This is a genomic window from Mesorhizobium sp. M0904 (assembly GCF_040319475.1).
In the GTDB taxonomy this organism is placed as follows: domain Bacteria; phylum Pseudomonadota; class Alphaproteobacteria; order Rhizobiales; family Rhizobiaceae; genus Mesorhizobium.
Genome location: NZ_JAMYOC010000001.1, coordinates 1 through 20,627 on the forward strand (window position 1 = coordinate 1; position 20,627 = coordinate 20,627).

Genomic DNA, 20,627 nt, shown 5'->3' on the forward strand with positions numbered 1-20,627 from the left:
GGCATGGACTTCTAAGAAGTCCATAAAGCACGCCCATGAACTCACGTTGCTCAAGCCCGCAAGCGGGCTTGAGTGGCGGCATGGACTTCTAAGAAGTCCATAAAGCACGCCCATGAACTCACGTTGCTCAAGCCCGCAAGCGGGCTTGAGTGGCGGCATGGATTTCCAGTCCAGCCCATCTACCTTCAGATACGGAAAGGGCGGCCGAGAGGTCGCCCTTTTTGTTTGCTTTGCTTAGCGGTTTGCCCGCTCAGACGGCGGCGTCAATCCGCCGAGGGTGAGATTTGGCAGGCAAAGCACCCTCAATCAGCGCCGCGACTTCATCGGCTACTGCCAGCACAGGGGCACGGTCGTGGGTGGCGCGTGCGATCACCATCAGCCCTTCCAGCGATGATTCGACCAGCAATGCGAGCGCGTGCGCGCGGCGCTCGGGCACCCCTGCCCTGACGAAGGCGGCCCTGAGCAAGCCTATCCACTGCTCGAAAGCCGAGCGGCACAATTCGGCCAGTTCCGGCACGTCTGCCGGCGAGTCCAGCACCACGGGCGCGATCGGGCAACCGAGCGTGAACTGGTTGTCTTCCAGCATGCGCGCGACCGACTGGTAGATGTGGTGGACAGCCACCGCCGGGTCCTTTTCGGCCGCGAGCGCGGCGTCCAGCCTCTGCGTGACATCGGCGACGCTGTCGCGCGTCACCTCGATGACCAATTGGTCCTTGCCGCCCGGAAAGTGAAAGTAGAGCGAGCCTCTCGGTGCGCCTGAGGCGCTCAAGATGTCGTTGAGCGACGTGCCGTGGTAGCCGCGCTGCCTCAGCAGCCGCGCCGTCGTCTCGATCATGCGGGTGCGGGTGTCGTTCGCCATGCCAACCTCTGTCAGGAGTGAACACTATAGGCCTTGCCTCGAATATAGCAATCGGTCTACATAATATGTAGATCAGTCTACATATTCGAAAGAGAAGGCCGATATGCATAGTTATCGCCTTGAAGGAACCGGCGGAATCGAACGCCTGGTGAGGCGCGACGAGGCGCAGCCGGCGCCGAAGCAACACGAGATCGCCGTGCGTGTGCGCGCCGCTTCGCTCAACCGCCGCGACACGATGATCCTCAACGGCAACTATCCACTGGCGCCACGCCAGGGCGTTATCCCGCTGAGCGATGGTGCCGGTGAAGTCGTTGCCGTCGGCGATGCCGTCACCCGCTTCGCCGTCGGCGACCGCATCACCGGCAGCTATTTTGCGCGCTGGATCGACGGCCACATCAATGCCGGGCTGATCGACCAGCTCGGTTGCACGCTGGATGGGATGCTGACCGAATACGCGGTGCTCGATGAGCAATGGGCGGTGCGGCTTCCCGACCATCTCGACTGGCATCAAGCGGCGACGCTGACCTGCGCCGGCCTGACCGCCTGGAATGCGGTGACGGCGGCCGAGATGCCGAAGCCCGGCCAATGGGTTCTTGTCATCGGTTCAGGTGGCGTCGCGCTGTTTGCGCTGCAATTCGCCAAGCTGCTCGGCTGCCGGGTCGTGGCCGTCAGTTCGCGCAGCGAGAAGCTGGACCGGCTGCGGGCGCTGGGCGCCGACCTCGTCGTCTCGACAGCCGGCATGCCGGAATGGGGTGCTGCGGTGCGCGAGCAGACCGGCGGCATCGACCTCGTCGTCGAGACCGGCGGCCCGCCGACCTTCGCGCAATCGATGATCGCCTGCGCGCTGTACGGGCGCATCGTGCTTCTGACCATACAGGATGCGAAAGGCGGGACGGTGCAGATCCCCGGCCCGGTCTACCAGCGCAGCCTCGCCACCATCAGCCGGCTGTTCGTCGGCAATCGCACCAACCTCGAAGCCATGCTGCGCGCCATCTCGGTGCATCGGCTTAAGCCTGTCATCGACAAGGTGTTCTGCTTCGACGAGGCCCAAGACGCCTATCGCTATTTCCAGCAAGGCGACGTCTTCGGGAAAGTGGTCGTCGACGGCGCCTGACTGGTTCACCCCCAAAATTCGATCGAGCCTCAAACTAAAAGGAGAGACGCAATGACCATTCGTGAAGCAGAAGCTCAATGGCAGGGATCGTTGAAGGAAGGTTCGGGTCGGCTGAGACTAGGTAGCGGCGTCTTCGAAGGTGCCTACTCCTTCCCGTCGCGTTTCGAGGACGGTCCCGGCACCAACCCGGAGGAATTGATTGCGGCGGCGCATGCCGGCTGCTTCTCGATGGCGCTAAGCGCCATTCTCGGCCGCGAAGGTTACACTCCCGCGCGCATCCACACGATCGCGAAAGCGCATCTCGGCGCCACCGCGGCCGGGCCGACGCTGACCCGTATCGAGCTGGAGACCGAGGCAAGCGTCGCCGGGCTGGCGGCGGGGGATTTCGAGCGGCTGGCACAGACGGCCAAGGAGACCTGCCTCGTATCGCGGGCGCTGGCCGGCGTCGCCGTGATCACGCTCAAGGCCCGCCTCATCGAAACCGCTACTGATCACTGAAGGGAAAGGAATATCCAATGACACAGGAACTCATCATCGACATCGCCGCGGCCAAACGCTCCGCCGAAACGGCCGAGATCATGCGGCGCTACAACGACGTCTTCCAGCGCCACGACCCATCGGCGCTCGACGATCTGGTGGCGGAAGACTGCGTGATCGAGAACACCACGCCGGCCCCGGACGGCGCCCGCCGCATCGGCAAGGGCGCCTGCGTCGAACTGTGGTCGGCGATCGCGACCGGACCCGGCACGCGCTTCGACATCGAAGAAACCTTCGTCGCCGGCGACCGGGCGACGATCCGCTGGCGCTACTGGATGGCCGACGGCAATTCGCTGCGCGGCGTCAACCTGATGCGCGTGGCGGACGGGCAGATCGTCGAGGCCATGGGCTACGTGAAAGCATAAGGCTCTCTACGGGTCTGCCAGCGCCAGTTTGGCGCCCAGCATTACAAAGGCTCCGGCGAAGGTACGGCGCATCCAGGTCAGCACCTTTGGCCGCGACACGACATGGCTGCGGATTGACGCCGCGAAAACGCCGTAGCCGACAAAGACCGCGAAGGTGAGCAGCATGAAGACGCTGCTGAGTTCCAGCATCTTCGACAGCGCATGCGGTTCGGTGGTGCTGACGAATTGCGGCAGAAAGGCAAAGAAGAAGATCGACAGCTTCGGATTGAGGATGTTCATCAAAATGCCGGAGGCGATCACTTTGCCGGCGGATCGCGGCGCGACATCTTCGTCGACGCTCAGGCCGCCCTTCTCCTTCAGCGTGTTCCAGGCCATGTAGAGAAGATAGGCGACGCCGAGATATTTCAGCGTTTCGAAGGCGACGGCGCTGGTGTGCAGCAGTGCCGCGAGGCCGGTGATGGCGGCCGCCATGTGCGGGATGATGCCGAGCGTGCACCCGAAAGCGGCAATGATGCTGGCGCGCGCACCACGCGAAAGCCCGGCGCTCAGCGTATAGAGAACGCCGGTGCCGGGCGAAGCCACGACAATCAGCGACGTCAACAGGAATTCGATGCTCACGGATGGTCTCCCGGCGTTGGCCCTGCCGCCGGCAGCGTAATCAGCGAAACGTGCGGGCACAAGCCAGCCTGAGAGCCTATGCGCATTCAGATCATGCTGTTGGCGTGCAGCTTGCTGTCCGCGATGGGCTGCCGAACTTCCCAGTGTTCGACGAGCTTGCTGTCCTTCAGCCTGAAAATGTCGACAATGGCCAAGCCCTCCTCTTGGGGTTCACGTTTTGCGTGCATGTGCACGATGACGAAATCCCCTTCGGCAAAAATCCGCTTCACCTCTCCCCTCACGAGGGGAAATGACTGTTTGAGCTGTTGAAGATAGGCTTTGAAGCCGTCTGCACCATCCGCAATGTTCGGATTGTGCTGGATGTAGCGTTCGCCAAAATGCATCGAAGCAGCGTCGATGTTGCCCTGGTTTACTGCTTTGTCGATGAAGTCCAGGACGATCGTCTTGTTGGTCTCGAGCGAATTAAAGCTCTTGGCTGGAACTGGATTTGATGGTTCGTCACGCATGTCTTTGCTCCGTGGGGGGCCTGCTTTTGCCTGGCATGGACAGGAGTCCGCAGGCCGATATTGCCAACATGATCAGCCACGCTTGTGAGATGGTCGATACGCTATTCGCCTGGATTCTTATCCAATCGTCTAATATCGTCATCTGGTTCATCGTCGGAGGATGGTTCTCATGGACGCCTTGTCCGAAATTCTTGCTTCGCTGCGATTTGGCAGCGCCATGATCGGCAGCGCGACCCTGCATCGGCCATGGGGTATTTCAGTCGATCCGACAAGGAATGCCGCCATCCACGTCATACAGAACGGCGAATGCTGGTTGCGGCTAGCCGGTGAAAAAGAGCCGATCCGCTTAGGCGAGGGAGACGTCATCCTTGTCGCGAGCGGTATCGGGCATGCCCTTTGCAATCCGGCGGGTGCACCAACGGCATCTATATCCGCCGTCCTTTCCGCAAATCGGAGCGGACCAGAACCGAAAAGCGAGAGCGGCGCGACAACTCTTCTTTGTGCGAGGTATTCACTCGACGGCGTCGGGCCATATCCGATGGTTTCGCTGTTTCCTCCGCTGATTCATTTGACCCGGAATCAGATCGACACCAGCGAGCCGCTGCGGCTTGCCCTGGAACTTCTGCAGGTCGAAGCGAAAGGCAATCTCGGCGGCCACGACATTGTCGCCCCACGTCTTCTCGACAGCACGTTGATCTTCTTGTTGCGTGCCTGGATCGAACATCAGCCACTTGGAACAGCGGGATGGTTTGGCGCCTTGCGCGACAAAGGCATTGCGCAGGCCTTGCGCCTGATCCACGAGCGGCCGGACAATCCCTGGACCATCGCTTCCCTTGCCAGCGGCGCGGCACAGTCCCGAGCCACCTTCGCGCGTCGCTTCGCTCAACTGGTGGGACAGCCGCCGCTCTCCTATGTGACTCGATGGCGGATGAATCTTGCCGCCAGGGCTCTGCGGGAAACGAACCAGAATATTGGCGAGATCGGGCGCGCCGTCGGATATGAATCGGTGCCGTCGTTCTCGCAGGCATTCAAACGGTTGACCGGACGATCGCCCGGCCTCTACCGCAGCGACTTTCGATCATCCGACTGAGCAAATTTAAACTGGGGACGCCAGCCCGTGTGTTGTCATTACAGCGTCGGCAGTCCGTGAGCCCGGCGCGCCATCAGGCAGTCGTCATCGCCCGGCATGCACGCGCGGCAGACGTCGGGACGGATCTCGTAGATTCCGCAGGCGGTCGACTTGCCGACTTCGCCGCACAGTGCCGAACAGCGCGCGCCGTCGCAGCGCATGCCGGCTTCGTCGGCAGCCACGTATTTTTGCGGGATAAGGTCGAGCTGAGCGTCATCCTCGGTTGAAAAGCGCGGCCATCTTGATGAGTAGGCGCAGCAGGCGCCACAAGTCTGGCAATCGAAGGCAACCGGGTCGGCGCCCTCTTGTGGCGACGAAGAATCCTCTGCGACCGCCAAGGCAAGCAGCCTTGGCGCCGATTTCCGGCCGGCATCTTGCTGCAAGGGCGCTATTTCTTCTTCGGCTTACGCGGCGGCGCTTCGGCCGGCGACCTGAACAGATCGGTGCCCGCTTCGGCGGCTTCGCCGGTTTTTGGCGCGGCGGCCGGCTTGGCCGGCTTCACGGCGGCAGCAGGTGCTGCCGGTTGCCCCTTGGCGGAAAACTTGATTGCCATATCAATCCTCGTCAGAGAAACGCGATGATGGCGCGTTCGGATTGCGAAGGCGGCCGATGAGCGCCGAAACGGCCGTGATGTTCATTTCTTCGGGCGACCAGTTCCTGGCCTCCTCGATGTGCCGGGGGGCCAGCTCGCGATGCGTGCTGCCGCTGTAGGCGGCGTCCTGAAAGGTCACGCGCTCGTGCGTCTTGGCGTTTTCCCGGACGTATTCGATCAGATAATTGGGACATTCGGCGCGGCCGCGCACGCCGAGCCGCACCTGGGCATCGCCGTGGACACGCCGGCAGCGCTCGAGCTTTTCGAGCACGCGCCGGACATATTCGACCGGCTTGTCGAGTTCGCCTACGACATCGGCAATGGTCGAATCGGCGGCGATCGCCTTTTGAGGCACACGTTTGGTGGCCATCAGCGTTTGCCTGCGCGTTTTGGCGAGGCCGCGAGCGCAGCCGTTGCCGCGATGTCATCGGCTTCCTTTTCCAGCCGCAGTTCGCGCAGCCGCGCGGTCTTGGCTTCGCGGGCCTGGCTGACGGCATCCCGTTCGGAATTGATGCGGTCGAGCGACATCGACTGGGTCCGCGTTTTGCTGAAGATGGATTCAGCCTGGTCGCGGGTTTTTTTTGAAGTTTCGGTCAAGGTCTTTCTCCCGGTTCGGAGCGCGCCGCCCAAAAGGCAACGAGACTGGTCTTTCGGCCAGGATCCCGCACAAAGCAATACGGCAGCCGGTTTCAAATTGCTGGGAAATTCTATTCTGACGGCCATCTGATGGCGCTTTCCGCGCTTCCGGTGCTCACGGGCCCAAATGTCCGCTGCGCTCCGGTTCTCGAAACCACCACCATATGACTCGCCAGAGCGAATTTCGAAACAGCCTCTTAGCACGTCCGGGCCGTCGAGCAGCGCTCTTTCGGCGGTCGAAGCGCAAAAATGAAAAAGGCCAGGCACCGCCTGACCTTCCATGAGAGCGCCTGCGCATCCCGAGAGACGCGCAAAGAGACGCTCTTCTCATGCGCATGAACTGGGGACTTAGCCTCCCGCGATCATGCGCTGGAATTAGCCATTCACCGGTGCCAGTACATCCGTGGTCACCGGTGAGGCTGAATTCCGTTTTACGCCGCCTTCAACTGGTCGGCGGACATCTTGCCCGACTTGTTGTCGCGGACCATCTCGTAGCCAAGCTTCTGGCCCTCGACGATGTCGCGCATTCCGGCGCGCTCGACGGCTGAGATGTGGACAAAAACGTCGGCAGAACCGTCGTCAGGCTGAATAAAACCAAAACCCTTGGTGGCGTTGAACCATTTAACTGTGCCTGTGCTCATAACGAACCCTTTCCATGGCAAATATTCGTTCATCGTCATGCGGATGCACAACAACGTTTGTCTCGATTTTGATGGGGAAGTTCGTCAAAGGCGCGCCTTGGCACGCGGATAACAAAAGTCGGTCAAACAAACATCGACAAAGTTCTTATAGACTTCTTTGCGCGCCGTGTCAATTTTTTGATTTGCGACACTCGCGGAGACGCACGTCGGCGACCGGCGTGCCGGCAAATCCGACAGCAAAAGCCGGGCTATTGCCTGCCAAAAAACCACTTGGTGGGGTCCGTCGTTTAAGGGAAACGCCGAACCGCTCTATCTCTTTGTTTTTGCGCAATTCGGGACGGAAAACCGTTCACACTTTTCCTGGAATTGCTTCAGCCGGGAACCATTTTGGCGCCAGGGCATTTTTTCGGTGTCGAAAGCCGTTCTCGAAAGAGCGATCTTGAGAAAGGCGGACGACAAACAGGACGCCCCCCGCGCAGATAAAAGGCACGAGGGGCGTTCCTGTGTGATGCGACCATCCCGCCGCTGCTCGTGCTCCTCACAGCATGCCGCGGCTGAGTCCACCATCCACCGGCAACGCCACTCCGGTGACATAGGCGGCGTCGTCGCTGGCCAGGAACGCGGCAACAGCGCCGAACTCGGCGGGGGTGCCATAACGCTTTGCCGGGATTTCGGCCTGACTCTCGGCGGCGATCACGGCGGCGTCGACACCCCTGTCGGCTGCGTCCATGGCGTCGAACTCTTTCGTCCGGTCCGTCGCAAAACGGCCCGGCAGCAACAGGTTGACGGTGACGCCGTCCGCCGCCACTTCGCCGGCCAGCGTCTTGGCCCAGCCGGCGAGCGACGCACGCAGCGCATTCGAAGCGGTGAGGCCGCGGATCGGCTCGCGGACGGAAGTCGAAGAAACGGCGATGATGCGCCCCCAGCGCTGCGCCCGCATGCCTGGCAGGAAAGAAATGGCGATGCGCATCTGGCTCAGCACCATGCTGGTGAACTGCTTCTCCCAGACGCTCGCATCGAAGACGCTGGCCGCGAAGGGCGGCGGGCCGCCGCCATTGAGCAGGACGATGTCGATCCGCTGATGCTCGTCCTCGACGGCACGGATCAGTCGGGAGACGCTGTCGTTGTCCGAGAGGTCGGCGCTGAAGGTCGAGCAGATGTGGCCGGCGGCCTCGATCGCGCGCCGTGCCGCATCCAGGGTCGCCTCCCCTCGTCCGACCAGAATGATCTCGGCACCTTTCGTCGCGAGCGCTTCGGCAACGCCGAAACCGAGGCCCTTGCCTCCGCCAAGAACAAGCGCCTTCCGTCCCTCAAGATTTGCACTTATCAAGCCAAGCCTCCTCCTGGTTCGACTGCGTAGCCTCGGGTCAGGCCCGAGGGCATGCTTTGGGGGTGCATCAGCGGACATGCACGATAGCGTCGGCTTCGACCGGAACATTGGCCGGCAAGCCGGCCATGCCGAGCGAGCAGCGGGCGTGCTCGCCACGCCCGCCGAAAACATGGAGCAGAAATTCGGATGCTCCGTTGCCGACCTCCGAATAGGCCGAAAAGCCGGCCGCCGCATTCACATAGACGGTCAGCTTGGCGAATTTCACGACGCGGTCGAGATTGCCGTCCAGTTCCTTGTCCAGCCAATAGACGACGTTGGCCGCGCAAAGCCGGGCGGCGTTGCGCGCAGCAGCCAGATCGATCTCTGCGCCAACCCGGCCGATTGCGGCGATATCCGACCCGATCTCGGGTATCTGGCCGGAGACATAGACGATGTCAGCGACGCGAACCGTCGGCGAGAACGGCAAAGCGGGCCGCTCGAGCGACGGCCAGGCGACACCGAACTCCTCAAATCTTCTTCTGTAGGACAAGGTGGCTGCTCCTGTTTTCGTTCGCGCGAGCAGACCTTGAATTCAGATCTGGCTTTCGGATAGCCTGATAATGCTGACACAGCTATCAGGAATTCTTATGACCGGAGATATCGACGTCAGACTGCTGCGCGCCTTCGTCACCGTGGCCGATACCGGGACGGTGAGCCGGGCAGCCGATCGGCTTGCCCGCACCCAGGCGGCGGTGAGCATGCAGCTTCAGCGCCTCGAGGGCGAAGTCGGCGCGGAGCTGCTGCACCGCTCGCCGCGGGGCGTGACGCTGACCGAGGCCGGCGAGATCCTGCTCGCCTTCGCCCGCAAGGCCATCGCGATCGGCGACGATGCCAGGCGTGAGATTGAAGGCCGCAGGCTGGTCGGCCGTGTCCGGCTGGGCATCGTCGAGGATTTGGCGGTAACGCGGCTGCCGTTGATCATCGCCGACTTCCGGCGCCGGCATCCTTCCGTGGAGATCGAACTGACATCGGCCAGCAGCAGCGATCTCAGCAAGGCGTTGGGCGAAGGAAGATGCGACATCGTCATGGCCGATCCAGCGCGCTTCACAATGGCGCCGCGAGGCCATCTGTCACGACAGCTGGTCTGGGCGGCAAGCCGCATGATCGAGATCGACGACGAGGTCGACCTGCCGCTGATCATCTTCGACGGCGCCTGCTCCTGGCAGGACAGGATGCTGGCTTCGCTCGCCGAGGCCGGGATCGGCTGGAAGATCGGCTGCCGCGTGTCGACCTTCGCGACACTAATCTCGGCGCTGAGGGCCGGGCTTGGCATCGGGCTTCTGCTGCAGGAGGGGCTGCCGCCCGATTGCCAAAGCCTCAACGGACGCTTCAACCTGCCGCCGGCGCCGACGGCGGATTTCGGCGTCTACCTCGCGACGGACCCGTCGCGGCTGGTCGAGGAATGTGGGGACTTCCTGCGGGCGGGATTCGAGGCGTAGCGAAAAGATCCGACGCCGTTCATCGTTCCTGGTCGGTCGGGCGGATGACGATCTCGTTGACGTTGACGTGCGGCGGCTGGCTCACGGCGTAGAGAATGGCCGCGGCGATGTCCTCGGCGGTCAGCGCCTCCATGGCGGCGAGCCGCTTGTCCAGATCAGCCTTGAACGCCGGATTGGTGATGTGGTCGCCGAGCTCGGTGCGCACCAGGCCGGGCTCGATGACGGTGACGCGAACCTTGTCGGCGTAGACTTCGCGGCGCAGCGATTCGGAAAAGCCGACGACACCGAACTTGGTTGCTGCGTAGCCGCTGGCCCCCGGATTGGCGACACGGCCGGCGACCGACGAGACGTTGACGATGTGACCCTTGGCGGCCCTGAGATGCGGCAGCGCCGCCTTGGTGACCCCCATCAGCGCCAGCAGGTTGAGCTCGACCATGCGGCGCCAGTCGTCGAGCACCGCTTCGGCGGCCGGCGACAGAAGCATCACCCCGGCATTGTTGACGAGGATGTCGAGGCGGCTCCATTCGTCGACAACCTTGTCGACCATGCCGGTGACATCATCGTTGCTGGTGACGTCGGCCTCGATGCGGAGCGCCGCGCCGCCGGCCTTTTCTATACGCGCGGCCAGCGCTTTGAGGCGATCGGCGCGGCGCGCCGCAATCGCCACCTTGGCCCCGGCGGCGGCCAAAGCCGCAGCGGTCGCCTCGCCAATGCCCGACGATGCGCCGGTGACCAGCGCAACCTTGCCGGCCAATGCGGAAGGAACAGATATCATTGTGAAGTCTCCAAGGCCCCAGCCCGATCTTCAGATAGGCCGCGGGCGGCGAAGTGGAAGACCAGCTTTGCTCGGCTCTATTCGTCTGGGCCGGGCTCCGGCCAAGGCTCTTTCGCCGCCTCGGCATACCAGTGGCGCATCGCCGGCATCGAAAGCACGGCGTCGACATAGGCGCGGGTATCGGTTGCCAGCGTGCCGCCATAGGTGTCGAAGCGGGTGACGACCGGCGCGTACATGGCGTCGGCCGCGGTGAAATGGCCAAACAGGAACGGGCCGCCTTTGCCGTATTTTTCGCGGCATTCGCGCCATAGCTCCTCGATGCGCGCCCGTTGTGCCTCACCTTCGGCGTCGAGCGGCTTGTGGCCTTTTGGCCGGCGCAAATTCATCGGCCAGCCGTAGCGGACCTCGCGAAAGCCGGAATGCATCTCTGTCGCCGCCGAGCGGGCCAGCGCGCGGGCGCCGATGTCGGCCGGCCAGAGCTTTTTCCCGGGAAACAGCTCGGCGAGATATTCAAGGATGGCAAGGGTTTCCCAGACGATCCGGACCTCGCCATTCGGCAGCCGATGGTTCAGCACCGGCACCTGGCCTGTCGGCGATATCCTGGCCAGATTGGCCGCGGTCTCGGGCGTGCGCAGGCGCACAAGACCTTCCTCGAACGGGATCTCCAGATACTTCATCGCCAGCCACGGCCTCAGCGACCACGACGAAAAACATTTGTTGCCGATGAAGAGCGTGAATTCAGCCATTGTCCCTCCGGCCCCTGTCTGTTCGGGCGTCCTGGTGCACCCTATCCTGTCGGCTTCGCGACCGGAAGCTATGCCAATCGACGGGCCGAACCCGGAACCTAAGCGATCCGCGACCGTTTCTCCAGGCGAACGGATCAGGAGATGCGAGATGGTGAACAAGGATCAGGTTGCCGGCGTTGCCAAGCAAGCCAAGGGCTCGGTCAAGCAGACCGCCGGCAAGGCCACCGGCAACAGGCGCACCGAGGCCGAAGGTGACGTCGACAAGGCGACCGGCAAGATGCAGAAGGCTTACGGCGACGTGAAGCACAAGGTGAAGAAGGCGCTTTGACGCCGACGCTTCGCAAACCAGAAAAAGGCGGCTCGGCCGCCTTTTTTGGGCCTCTCCTGCCCGTCAGAAAGTCAGACTTTTGCTGTACGCATTGGTGAAGGCGACCTCGCCATGATCTCCGGCGGCTTCGCCCAGAACCACATCCATGCTGCTGCCGGTCACCCGCGCCAACGCAAAGCCGCCCATGAAGGCAGCCTTCGGCTTGAACAAATCGAGCCCGTCACGGTGATAGATCATCGGCGTCGCGTGCTGGTGGCCATGGAAGATGCCGACGACGTTGTAGCCCTTCAGCACAGCCAGCAGCGCCTGCCTGTCGGCTTCGCTCCACCAATGCGGTGGGCCCGTGCCGTTGTCGTCGAAGGTCTTCTCGGCGGCGTCCCATCTTTCGATCGAAAAATTATCCCAGCCATAATGCTGGAACAGGATGACCGGGCGCCCGTCGCCGGCATAGGTCGCCAGGTCCTGCTTCAGCCATGGCAGGCTGCTGACTGCGCCATGGCCGGTATCGCCGGCGAAACGGTGCGTCTGGACAAGATGCAGACCGCCCCAATCCCATGAATAGCAATCGGTCTCGAGATCGTAGTTGGTCGCCGGCGCGGGCGGCTTGAAGAAAACGCCGGGGCGGTGATTGACCTCGACGTAGTCGCGCATTTCGCGGCGGTACCAGTCGACATGCGAGCGTGGGCCGTTCTGGTCGAGGTCGTGATTGCCGAGGCCGACATAGACCGGCATGTGCACGCGGTCGGGGCCAACGCCCTGCTGGTAGCGCTGGCTGAACTGGAGCAGCTGCGTGCCTTCGCTGGGCTGGGTGATCTGGCCGCCACCATCATCGGTGATGTCGCCGCCAACGACGAGGCCGAGCGGCGTGCCGATATTGCCCGTCGAATGCAGACCGGTGGCGACGCCGTTGATTTCAGCCGGCAATTGTCTGTCACCGACGCCGTTGAGTGCGGCGACATTGCGCAGCAGGGCGGCGTCGGTCTTGCCTTCCTGCTCGCAGTGCGGGCTCAATCCGTTCGCCATGCGACAGGCATGGACATCAGCGATAAACAGGAAGGTGGCGTCGATCGGCGGAATGCGCTGCCCGGTCTGGCCGAAGGCCGGGCGCGAAACGGCGCCGGCCGCGGCAACGGCCGCTGCCTTCATCAGGAAACTGCGCCGGGAGACCGGTCGGGCGGAAATTCTGTGCATCATGCGCTAAAATTCAGCACGACGCGAACCGGCAGTCCAGTTGCTCGCAAAGTGTGTCGACACGTTCTCCCAGGTCTGGCATTGCTTTCGGCATTCAACTTGCGCGGGCAGAGGAGGACGCCATGAAAACTGCATCCATCGGCATGACAATGGCGATCCTGGCGATGACGAGCGCAGCGCACGCCTCCGCGTGCATCGACGCCAAATCGGCCAAGGCCGGCTTCGTTCTCGAAAGGCCTGGCGTCCACAGCGAATTTCGTCCGGCGGCGGGCGGAATGGTGGCGGTTGCCAACAAATACCCGTCGCAATCGCCGCAGTCGCAGTACCTGTTCGGCGGGCTGATCGAAGTGTTTCGCGACAGCAGCACAGGGCAGATGGCGATGATCCCGTTTTCCGATCTCAGGAAGGTGTTCCCACTGAAGGCGGGGGCCAAGAGCAAGATCGTGTTTGCCCGTCTTGCACCGAACAAGCCGCCGAAGGGCACCGAGACGCTGGAGATCAACGTCAAGGGCAAGGAGACGTTCAGCCTGGGTGATTGCAAATACGCCGTGCTCGCGGTCAAGCAGACGATCAGGAGCGAGGCCGGCGAGACGCGGGACGAGTTCACCGCGCTTTACGCACCCGATCTGCAGGCAGTTGTGGCCAGGCGCTATGACGAGGGCACCAGCGCCGAAAGCGTGGTCGGCTACGAGCTGATCAAGCCGCTGCCGAATTAAGCGTTCGGCCTCCCCGCCTCGGTCATAGTGAGCGACTGTCCTGCCGGCGTCAAAGGGCTCTGTGCAGTATCCTGCTACGTCGCCTCGTTCCCGTTTTGGACGACATAACTCCCTGCTCCAACGCCATCAGGCAGTCGCGCAGCACGCTTGCGTCCTGTGCGGTCTTGGCCATCGACATGGCGCCCGAATAGCTGGCGACGGCGAGCGCTGCGAAGCGCTGCGGATCGGTGCCCAGCTCCCGTCCCGCCCGCTGGTCGGCGCTGATCTTGTCGGCGATCGCCTGGCGCCAGGCCGAAAAAATGCCGGCAAGGGCCATGCGGAAATCCGGATCGGCAAGCGACAGTTCATGCGCCAGGTTGTTGAGCGGACAACCGCGCACGAAACCTTGCCGCTCCAGCTCCGCCGCGACGGCCGCGAACACGGAGCGCACGCCCTCGCGCGCTGAGGGAGCCATCCGCACCGGTGCGATCCATGTCTCTTCGACCGCGGCGGCGACCCGCTCCTCGATCACTGCAAGCGCCAGCGCCTTCTTGGTTGGGAAATGGTGGTGCAGCGCGCCGCCGGTGACGCCCGCCGTCGCCATCAGGTCGCCCATGCTGGACGCATGATAGCCGCGTGCCTGAAACGCCTCCTCGGCGACGTCGAGCACTTTCTTGCGCATGCCTTCGGGGTCGTTGGTGCGTTTTTGAGCTCGCGACCTTGGGCGAGCGGACATCTCTGCTGACATCTTCACACGATAGCAGATTGACAAAACAGGACAACCGGTCTGTTTTGTAAAATAGCCGGTAGGGTTTGCTTGGCGCGACTCCGCCAACGCCCAGTGATCGATTCGGGCGAGGCGCTGCTTCTAATCTTTCATGAACCAATCAGTATCCAACGTGCCTCTTCGCCACTCCGTTGCGGTCACATCCGCACTTGAACTAACCACCGACGATTTCGCGTCTCTTGCGAGGCTCTTCAATTCGGCAAGAGCCATTTTTTCTTCGAGTGGCAAAAGGTGCCCGGCACTCCAGAGCCTGACATTTTCGTCTGTATGCCTCAGGGTCTCCAACAGAAAAGGTCGGCCACGATCAGGTCGGTTCCTGATTTCCCTTATTGCTCGGATTAAGCGGTCGTGAGCCGCATTCGATCCTTTGACATCCCCCATTTCAAGTAGCTGACGGTGCAATATGGCAGCCTCAACGTATTCTCTTTCGGGGTCCCTTGGCGCTTCTGGCTGCTTCACATCGAGCACTTTCTTGCGCATGCCTTCGGGGTCGTTGGTGCGTTTTTGAGCCCGCGACCTTGGGCGAGCGGATATCTCTGCTGACATCTTCACACGATAGCAGATTGACAAAACAGGACAACCGGTCTGTTTTGCAAAACAGGATGACTGTCCTGTTTTGGAGCTCGCACGATGAACCTGCCTTTGAACGCCATACCTAATCCCGATCTGCTCGCCTCGCCCGTCGTCGAACTCAGGCAATACACTCTGAAACCCGGCCGGCGCGAGACGCTGATCGGCATCTTCGACAATCACCTGATCGAGGGCCAGGAAACCGCGGGAATGACCATCATCGGCCAGTTCGGCGATCTCGACCGGCCGGACATGTTCGTCTGGCTGCGCGGCTTCGACGGCATGGAAGCGCGGAAAAACGCTCTGACCGCCTTCTATGACGGGCCGGTCTGGGCTGCCTGGCGCGATGCCGCCAACGCCACGATGATCGATTCCGACGACGTGTTGCTGCTGAGGCCGGCCTGGCCGGGCGCCGGCTTCGATCTCTCGGGATCGCAACGAGCAATCCAGACGGATCTCGAAGAACCAAGCACAAGCAGTGCTTTGCAGACAATTATTGTCATCAAGATTCATCATCTGCGACCGGGACTGGAAGCCGGCTTCGCCAGGGACTTCCAGACCGCGGCTCTTCCGGTGCTTGCCGCATTTGGCGCACAGCCGCTGGCCGCCTTCGTCACCGAACATGCCGAAAACAGCTTTCCGCGGCTGCCGGTGCGGGCCAGCGAAAACGTCTTCATCAGCGTCACGGGTTTCGCCAGCGCCGAAGCGTATGCCCGGCACGAAGCGGCCTTGGCCGCCTCCCCGGACTGGCAGGCGCTTCAGCAGACCGTACAAGGGGAATTCGCCAGGCCCGCGGAGGTTTTGCGTCTGTCACCGACGGCGCGATTGCTGCTCGGGCAGCACCCAATTTCGGTATGAACCAACATCGTCGACGCCCCCTACCTCGCCGGAGCCTCCTGGTTCATGCCTGAAAGTGTCTGGCATGGATCGCCTGGTAACGCGTGGTCCATGCGGTTGCCTGCTCCAGGTCAAGGGAAACGCGCAACAGCCGGTGGTCCTCGTTCTTGCGGCCAATGAGCTGGATGCCAATCGGCAGGCCGCCCTTCGACTGAAAAAGCGGCAGGCTGGCGGCCGGTTGCCCGGTGACATTAAAGATTTCGGTGAAGGGCGCAAAGCCGTAGGCCCGGCTCGCCCAAGCCTCGTAATCGAAGAGAGCACCATCGCCATGGATGGCGCCAAGCCGGGGCGTAAGCTCGGCCGTCGTCGGCGTCATGATCAGGTCGAACCCATCGAACGCCATCGCCATCGCCAGCGAAGCGCTGTGCACATGGTCCAGCGCTCTGAGATAATCGGTGGCCGAGGATCGCCGAAAACAGTCGAGCGCGTGACGAGTCAGGCTTTCGATTTCGCCGGCACCCGGCATCCGCCCGATCTCATCGGCGCGCTCGTCAACCAGCCGCGCGACCTCCGACATCCAGAAGATGCTCCAGTCCGCTTCGGCGCTGGCTTCCCGCGGGAAACGCGCCTCTGTGACCTCGTGCCCCATGTCCTCGAGGAGGCTCATGGCTTCCTGGAATTTTCCCCCGATCTCTGACGCGACGGGCGTGCCATCCGGCCGGTGCATCAGGCACGCGACGCGCAGACGCTCGCCGGGCGAAAACAGCGAGTCCAGGTAGGATGGCACCGATTTCGGCACGGAGTAAGGCGCTCCTTGTTCTGGACCGGCAGTCATGTCCAGCATGGCGGCGCTGTCCCGAACGGTGCGGGATAGGACACTGTCGGCGTAGAGCCCGGCGCCGACCTGACCTCGATAGGGGCCGACAGGCGTGAGCCCGCGCGACGGCTTCATGCCGAACACGCCGCAACAGGCAGCCGGCACCCGGATCGAGCCGCCGATGTCGGAACCGTGGGCGGCCGGCACCATGCCGCTTGCCACCGCGGCGGCAGCTCCGCCGCTTGAGCCGCCCGCCGTCAACGAAGGATCCCAGGGGTTCAAGGTGGGGCCGCGAAAGCTGGGTTCGGTGACAAAGTCGTTGGCAAATTCAGGCGTGTTTGTCTTTCCCAGCAAGATCAGACCGGCGGCCCGCCAGCGCCGGACGATCTCGCTGTCGGGCTTCGGCGCGGCATCCTTGAAGTAGAGCGACGAGTGCGTCGTCGGCCACTCCCGTACATTGACGCCGGTGTCCTTGACCAAGAAGGGAATGCCGGCGAGTGCGGCCTGCCGGTTGCAGCTTGCCGCCGCGGAAAGCGCCCGGTCCGCATCGATCAGTGTCACGGCATTGATGGCGGGATTGATGCTTTCGATCGCTTCGATAGCCGCCTCAACGACCTCGACAGCCGACAGTTCACCCGAGCGAACATGCCCGGCCAGGGCGACGGCATCCAACGCCACGTATTCGGAAAGGTTCATGACTGCTCTCAGCCCAGATTGCCGGTCGCTTCGAGGTCGGCTTCATTCCAGACCTTGAAATACCGGGCGATGGCTGCCGCAACCAATGCCGGATCCTCCCAGTGCGGGTTGTGTCCGCATCGCACCGCGCTTACAAACGCGGCGGCGGGGATTTCTTCGAGGAGCCGCCGTTGGTGCGTTTCGTCGAAGAGCAGGTCGCGCCCGCCCGCAATGACAAGCGCCGGCAGGTGCAGCGTGCGCGCCTTGTCGGTCAGATCGACGCGCCGAACCTGCTCCAGGATTGCGCACCAAAGTGCCGCCGGCATGGCTGACGCCTCCTTTGCAGCCATGGTCAGGAAGTCCGCTGGAACCTCGGCCTCGCAGGCATGCCAATATTCATAGAACGGATCGGCCGGCGATATCGGGTCTCGAAGTGCCCGCACACCAACGGTCATCGGGTGATCCTCACCGATCTGCGGCCGCAGCGTTCCGGCCATCAGCACCAGGCCACCGATCATCTCGGGGTAGCGCGCGGCTGCCTCGATCGCCACCATGCTGCCCAGGGAATGCCCGACCAGAACCGGCCGCTCGAGCCGCAATCGCTCGATCAAACTCGCCACATCTTCCGCGAAATCCGCCGGGGCGAAGCCGCGTGTCCCGGCCGGCGAGGCGCCATGCCCGCGCAGGTCTGGAATGACAAGCCGGCGCCCGGCGAGATGCGGCGCCAGCAAGGAGAAGCTGCGGCTCGTGTCGGAGAAGCCGTGCACCAGCACCAGCGCGGGCTCCTGCCCGTCGATTTCGACGCAGGCCGTTTCAGCACCGACCTTGCGCTTGCGGCCGTTCCAGCCCGCCTGATCGGCCGATATCACAGGCCGAGCTGCTGCTTGACTGCGTCGAGCGCGGGCTTGCCATCGAATGTGGTGACACCGGCAAGCCAGGCGCCGAGCCTATCCGGATTCTCCTTGACCGCCTTCAGGCCGGCTTCCTCCGGCTTCATGCCGTCATTGATGAGATAGCCCATGCCGAGATTTTCGAAATCGATGTCGAAGGCGAGATTCTTCAGCAACTGCCCGACATTCGGGCATTGCTGCAGATAGCCCTTGCGCACCTGCGTCGTCACCGTCGCGGCGCCGAAGTTCGGTCCGTAGAACTTGTCGCCGCCGCTCAGATATTTGAAGTCGTACATCGTGTTCATTGGATGCGGCGCCCAGCCCTGGAAGACGATGAAGCGCTTTTCCTTGATCTCGTAGCCGACCTCGGAAAGCATGCCGGCTTCACTCGATTCGACGACCTGCCAGCCATCGAGGCCGAGCGACTTATCAGCGATGGCGTCCATCATCAGCTGGTTCGAGCCCGGCTCGATGCCGTACATCTTCCTGCCGAACTTGTCGGCGAACTTTTGCAGGTCGGCAAAATCCTTGACGCCGGCCTCCCAGACGTAAGTCGGCACGGCAAAAGTGTATTTGGCGCCGACGAGATTGACGCGCACATCGTCCACCGAGCCGTCCTTCTTATAGGGCTCGTAGTAGGTGATCATCGCCGGATCCCAATAGCCAAGGAACACGTCCAAATCATTGTTCTTCAAGGATTCATAGATGACGTTGATGCCCAGAAGCGAGCTTGCCGGCTTGTAGCCGAGCGCATCGAGCAAGACGCTGGTGACGCCGGTAGTGAAGGCAAGGTCGTTCCATCCAGGCTCGGCCATGCGCACGACCTTGCATTGCTCGGGTTCAGCCGCAAAGGCCGGCTGGATCGCCAGCAGGACGCAGAGCGAGGCGCCTATTTCAAGGCAACGCAGCATTTCGGTTCTCCTCATTTCACCAACGACGTTGACCATTCGGTTTTTAAATTGTCCAAACGGTCAATCATTGATCTCGGCGGACAAAAATGTCAACGTCGGTTTTCGATGCATGGATCCCGGCCCGTGAAACTCAAGCGTCTCAGCGACATACGCCGTAAGGAGCTGCGGCAAGCCGCCTTTGCCGTGCTTCAGCGCGAAGGCATAGCTGGCGCCACCATAGAGAAAGTGGCGGCACAGGCCGGCGCGTCGAAGGGCATCGTGCTGCACTATTTCAACAGCAAGCGGGAGCTTTTCGAGCATGCCATGCGCGAATCGAACCTGGTGCTGCGTCATGCGGTGGTGGAGCGGTTGAGGCAGGCGCGTACGCCAATGCAACGGATAGATGCCATCATCGAAGGCAATTTCGAGCCGCATCTCTTCCAGCCGTCCCTCTGCCACGCTTGGCTTTCGCTTTGCGCGGAGGTGCCGCGCGACGAAAAGCTTGCCCGCATCCAGAAGGTGATCCATGCGCGCATGCGCTCCAACCTGCTGTCCGGCCTGCGCGTTCTGGCGCCGGCGCGCGATGCTGACGAGATCGCGTTCGGCGTCACCGCCCTGATCGACGGGCTGTGGTTGCGGCTTGGCCTGCAGCCCGGCAGCGTTACGCGTGAACAGGCCATTCATCAGGTCAAGGATTTCGTCGCTACCCGCCTGGCTGTTCGACGCGGTGCAGCCGCTGCCGAATAGACAGGCGCATCAGCCGAAAGTTCATATTGTAGGATAGGCCGGCGGCTTGACCACAATTGGCAACGGCGCTGTTCTCCTTAATCAGACAAGACGGCAATGCGCGGGAGTGTTGGATGAGACTGGGCGGCAAACGGGCACTGGTCACCGGCGGCTCGGACGGGATCGGGCTGGCAATCGCCGAGGCTTTCTCGCGCGAAGGCGCGGACGTGCTGATCGTCGGCCGCGACGGCAAAAAACTCGACGCCGCCCGCGAGCAGCTCGGGAATAATGTCGAAACGCTGTCGGCCGACCTGTCGGCCAGCGCCGGCATCGACGCCGTGGTCGAGCATGCCAGACGCGGCCCACCTCTCGATATCCTCGTCAACAACGCCGGCGTGGCATTCCTGGTGCCGTTCGAGACCGTCAGCGAGGACCAGTTCCAGCAATCGTTCGCGCTCAACGTCACGGCCGTATTCTTCCTCACGCAACGGCTGTTGCCGCATCTCGCGCCGGGCGCGGCTTCGGTGATCAACATCTCGTCCTATTTTGCGTACAAGATGATCCCGAAGCGGCCGTCCAGCCTCTATTCGCTGTCGAAGGGCGCGCTCAATTCGCTGACCAGATCGCTCGCCTTCGAGCTCGGGCCGCGCGGCATAAGGGTCAACGCCATCGCGCCCGGCACGGTCGACACAGCGATGCGGCGTAGGTCGATCGAAAACCTGCCGGAAGCCGCGCAAGCCGAGCTCAAGGCCTATGTCGAGCGCAGCTATCCGCTCGGCCGCATCGGCCGGACCAGCGACCTTGCCGGCATCGCGGTCTATCTCGCCAGCGACGAGGCGGCGTGGACCAGCGGCGGTATCTTTGCGATCGACGGCGGGTATACGGCCGGGTGATG

At 62.6% G+C, this 20,627-nt stretch carries 28 protein-coding genes; 10 read left to right on the forward strand and 18 right to left on the reverse strand.

All coding sequences use genetic code 11. The features are described from left to right. Positions 1-250: 250 nt before the first annotated feature. Positions 251-859, reverse strand: coding sequence for a TetR/AcrR family transcriptional regulator (locus NKH80_RS00005; protein WP_352508846.1), 609 nt, complete (start codon positions 857-859; stop codon positions 251-253). 103 nt (positions 860-962) lie between these two features. Here NKH80_RS00005 and NKH80_RS00010 point away from each other — a divergent pair, with 103 nt between their 5' ends. The 3 genes from NKH80_RS00010 to NKH80_RS00020 are packed head-to-tail and all read left to right on the forward strand — an operon-like array spanning position 963 to position 2,875. Then, positions 963-1,973, forward strand: a complete 1,011-nt coding sequence (locus NKH80_RS00010) for a zinc-dependent alcohol dehydrogenase family protein (RefSeq protein WP_352988886.1) — start codon at positions 963-965, stop codon at positions 1,971-1,973. A 51-nt stretch (positions 1,974-2,024) separates the two neighbouring features. After that, positions 2,025-2,471 carry an OsmC family protein gene (locus tag NKH80_RS00015; RefSeq protein WP_352884924.1) on the forward strand — a complete coding sequence of 149 codons (447 nt, stop codon included), beginning with the start codon at positions 2,025-2,027 and terminating at the stop codon, positions 2,469-2,471. 17 nt (positions 2,472-2,488) lie between these two features. Beyond that, the gene (locus tag NKH80_RS00020; RefSeq protein ID WP_352884925.1) at positions 2,489-2,875 is read left to right on the forward strand and encodes a nuclear transport factor 2 family protein; all 387 of its coding nucleotides are present in this window, start codon (positions 2,489-2,491) and stop codon (positions 2,873-2,875) included. Between the two features lie 6 nt (positions 2,876-2,881). Here NKH80_RS00020 and NKH80_RS00025 read toward each other — a convergent pair whose 3' ends face one another. Next, complete coding sequence (locus NKH80_RS00025) at positions 2,882-3,493, reverse strand: LysE family translocator (RefSeq protein ID WP_352988889.1); 612 nt, start codon at positions 3,491-3,493, stop codon at positions 2,882-2,884. 86 nt (positions 3,494-3,579) lie between these two features. After that, entirely contained in the window at positions 3,580-3,999 is a 420-nt protein-coding gene (locus NKH80_RS00030; protein WP_352649706.1) for a nuclear transport factor 2 family protein, read from the reverse strand. Between the two features lie 169 nt (positions 4,000-4,168). On the opposite strand from NKH80_RS00030, the gene NKH80_RS00035 reads away from it, so the two are divergent. Then, positions 4,169-5,089 (forward strand): AraC family transcriptional regulator, encoded by a 921-nt coding sequence (locus NKH80_RS00035; protein ID WP_352988894.1) that lies wholly within the window; start codon positions 4,169-4,171, stop codon positions 5,087-5,089. 38 nt (positions 5,090-5,127) lie between these two features. Here NKH80_RS00035 and NKH80_RS00040 read toward each other — a convergent pair whose 3' ends face one another. The 7 genes from NKH80_RS00040 to NKH80_RS00070 all read right to left on the reverse strand — a co-directional run bounded on the left by NKH80_RS00040 (position 5,128) and on the right by NKH80_RS00070 (position 8,856). Next, on the reverse strand, positions 5,128-5,466 hold the full coding sequence (locus NKH80_RS00040; protein WP_352479330.1) for a YkgJ family cysteine cluster protein: 339 nt from the start codon (positions 5,464-5,466) through the stop codon (positions 5,128-5,130). Positions 5,467-5,516: 50 nt separating this feature from the next. Further along, the gene (locus tag NKH80_RS00045; RefSeq protein ID WP_023722752.1) at positions 5,517-5,681 is read right to left on the reverse strand and encodes a hypothetical protein; all 165 of its coding nucleotides are present in this window, start codon (positions 5,679-5,681) and stop codon (positions 5,517-5,519) included. A 1-nt stretch (position 5,682) separates the two neighbouring features. Next, positions 5,683-6,090 carry a hypothetical protein gene (locus tag NKH80_RS00050; RefSeq protein WP_254820653.1) on the reverse strand — a complete coding sequence of 136 codons (408 nt, stop codon included), beginning with the start codon at positions 6,088-6,090 and terminating at the stop codon, positions 5,683-5,685. Next, positions 6,090-6,317: a hypothetical protein gene (locus tag NKH80_RS00055; RefSeq protein ID WP_352479329.1), complete on the reverse strand. Its 228-nt coding sequence runs from the start codon at positions 6,315-6,317 to the stop codon at positions 6,090-6,092. The genes NKH80_RS00050 and NKH80_RS00055 overlap by 1 nt, the downstream gene beginning before the upstream one ends. A gap of 470 nt (positions 6,318-6,787) precedes the next feature. After that, positions 6,788-6,997: a cold-shock protein gene (locus NKH80_RS00060; protein WP_010915421.1), complete on the reverse strand. Its 210-nt coding sequence runs from the start codon at positions 6,995-6,997 to the stop codon at positions 6,788-6,790. Positions 6,998-7,535: 538 nt separating this feature from the next. Further along, positions 7,536-8,327 (reverse strand): SDR family oxidoreductase, encoded by a 792-nt coding sequence (locus NKH80_RS00065; RefSeq protein ID WP_352988896.1) that lies wholly within the window; start codon positions 8,325-8,327, stop codon positions 7,536-7,538. A gap of 67 nt (positions 8,328-8,394) precedes the next feature. Beyond that, positions 8,395-8,856 carry a RidA family protein gene (locus NKH80_RS00070; RefSeq protein WP_352508858.1) on the reverse strand — a complete coding sequence of 154 codons (462 nt, stop codon included), beginning with the start codon at positions 8,854-8,856 and terminating at the stop codon, positions 8,395-8,397. A gap of 97 nt (positions 8,857-8,953) precedes the next feature. Here NKH80_RS00070 and NKH80_RS00075 point away from each other — a divergent pair, with 97 nt between their 5' ends. Further along, the gene (locus NKH80_RS00075) at positions 8,954-9,805 is read left to right on the forward strand and encodes a LysR family transcriptional regulator (protein WP_352508859.1); all 852 of its coding nucleotides are present in this window, start codon (positions 8,954-8,956) and stop codon (positions 9,803-9,805) included. A gap of 19 nt (positions 9,806-9,824) precedes the next feature. Here the strand turns inward: NKH80_RS00075 and NKH80_RS00080 are convergent, their stop codons facing one another. After that, positions 9,825-10,580, reverse strand: a complete 756-nt coding sequence (locus NKH80_RS00080; RefSeq protein WP_352753252.1) for an SDR family NAD(P)-dependent oxidoreductase — start codon at positions 10,578-10,580, stop codon at positions 9,825-9,827. Between the two features lie 77 nt (positions 10,581-10,657). Next, a complete protein-coding gene (locus tag NKH80_RS00085) occupies positions 10,658-11,326 on the reverse strand; it encodes a glutathione S-transferase family protein (RefSeq protein WP_352508861.1) in 669 nt (222 codons plus the stop codon). Between the two features lie 148 nt (positions 11,327-11,474). Here NKH80_RS00085 and NKH80_RS00090 point away from each other — a divergent pair, with 148 nt between their 5' ends. Further along, complete coding sequence (locus tag NKH80_RS00090; protein WP_352479307.1) at positions 11,475-11,654, forward strand: CsbD family protein; 180 nt, start codon at positions 11,475-11,477, stop codon at positions 11,652-11,654. A 63-nt stretch (positions 11,655-11,717) separates the two neighbouring features. Here NKH80_RS00090 and NKH80_RS00095 read toward each other — a convergent pair whose 3' ends face one another. After that, positions 11,718-12,848, reverse strand: a complete 1,131-nt coding sequence (locus NKH80_RS00095) for a metallophosphoesterase (RefSeq protein ID WP_352988900.1) — start codon at positions 12,846-12,848, stop codon at positions 11,718-11,720. Positions 12,849-12,967: 119 nt separating this feature from the next. On the opposite strand from NKH80_RS00095, the gene NKH80_RS00100 reads away from it, so the two are divergent. Next, positions 12,968-13,561 carry a hypothetical protein gene (locus NKH80_RS00100; protein ID WP_352988903.1) on the forward strand — a complete coding sequence of 198 codons (594 nt, stop codon included), beginning with the start codon at positions 12,968-12,970 and terminating at the stop codon, positions 13,559-13,561. A 49-nt stretch (positions 13,562-13,610) separates the two neighbouring features. On the opposite strand, the gene NKH80_RS00105 is transcribed toward NKH80_RS00100, so the two are convergent. Continuing rightward, positions 13,611-14,222: an LmrA/YxaF family transcription factor gene (locus NKH80_RS00105; protein WP_352988905.1), complete on the reverse strand. Its 612-nt coding sequence runs from the start codon at positions 14,220-14,222 to the stop codon at positions 13,611-13,613. Between the two features lie 186 nt (positions 14,223-14,408). Next, entirely contained in the window at positions 14,409-14,807 is a 399-nt protein-coding gene (locus NKH80_RS00110; protein WP_352988907.1) for a hypothetical protein, read from the reverse strand. A gap of 150 nt (positions 14,808-14,957) precedes the next feature. Between NKH80_RS00110 and NKH80_RS00115 the strand changes: the two genes are divergently transcribed. Beyond that, entirely contained in the window at positions 14,958-15,755 is a 798-nt protein-coding gene (locus NKH80_RS00115; RefSeq protein WP_352988910.1) for an NIPSNAP family protein, read from the forward strand. A 43-nt stretch (positions 15,756-15,798) separates the two neighbouring features. On the opposite strand, the gene NKH80_RS00120 is transcribed toward NKH80_RS00115, so the two are convergent. From NKH80_RS00120 to choX, 3 genes are read right to left on the reverse strand one after another with little or no spacing between them, the layout of a single operon-like run. Further along, positions 15,799-17,247, reverse strand: a complete 1,449-nt coding sequence (locus tag NKH80_RS00120; protein ID WP_352988913.1) for an amidase — start codon at positions 17,245-17,247, stop codon at positions 15,799-15,801. A gap of 8 nt (positions 17,248-17,255) precedes the next feature. Further along, positions 17,256-18,095, reverse strand: coding sequence for an alpha/beta fold hydrolase (locus tag NKH80_RS00125; protein WP_352988916.1), 840 nt, complete (start codon positions 18,093-18,095; stop codon positions 17,256-17,258). After that, positions 18,092-19,027, reverse strand: a complete 936-nt coding sequence (gene choX / locus NKH80_RS00130) for a choline ABC transporter substrate-binding protein (protein WP_352802589.1) — start codon at positions 19,025-19,027, stop codon at positions 18,092-18,094. Before choX ends, NKH80_RS00125 begins: the two co-directional genes overlap by 4 nt. Positions 19,028-19,150: 123 nt before the next feature. On the opposite strand from choX, the gene betI reads away from it, so the two are divergent. Beyond that, complete coding sequence (betI, locus tag NKH80_RS00135) at positions 19,151-19,753, forward strand: choline-binding transcriptional repressor BetI (RefSeq protein WP_254820639.1); 603 nt, start codon at positions 19,151-19,153, stop codon at positions 19,751-19,753. Positions 19,754-19,866: 113 nt separating this feature from the next. After that, a complete protein-coding gene (locus NKH80_RS00140) occupies positions 19,867-20,625 on the forward strand; it encodes an SDR family NAD(P)-dependent oxidoreductase (RefSeq protein WP_352988919.1) in 759 nt (252 codons plus the stop codon). The last annotated feature ends 2 nt before the right edge of the window (positions 20,626-20,627 follow it).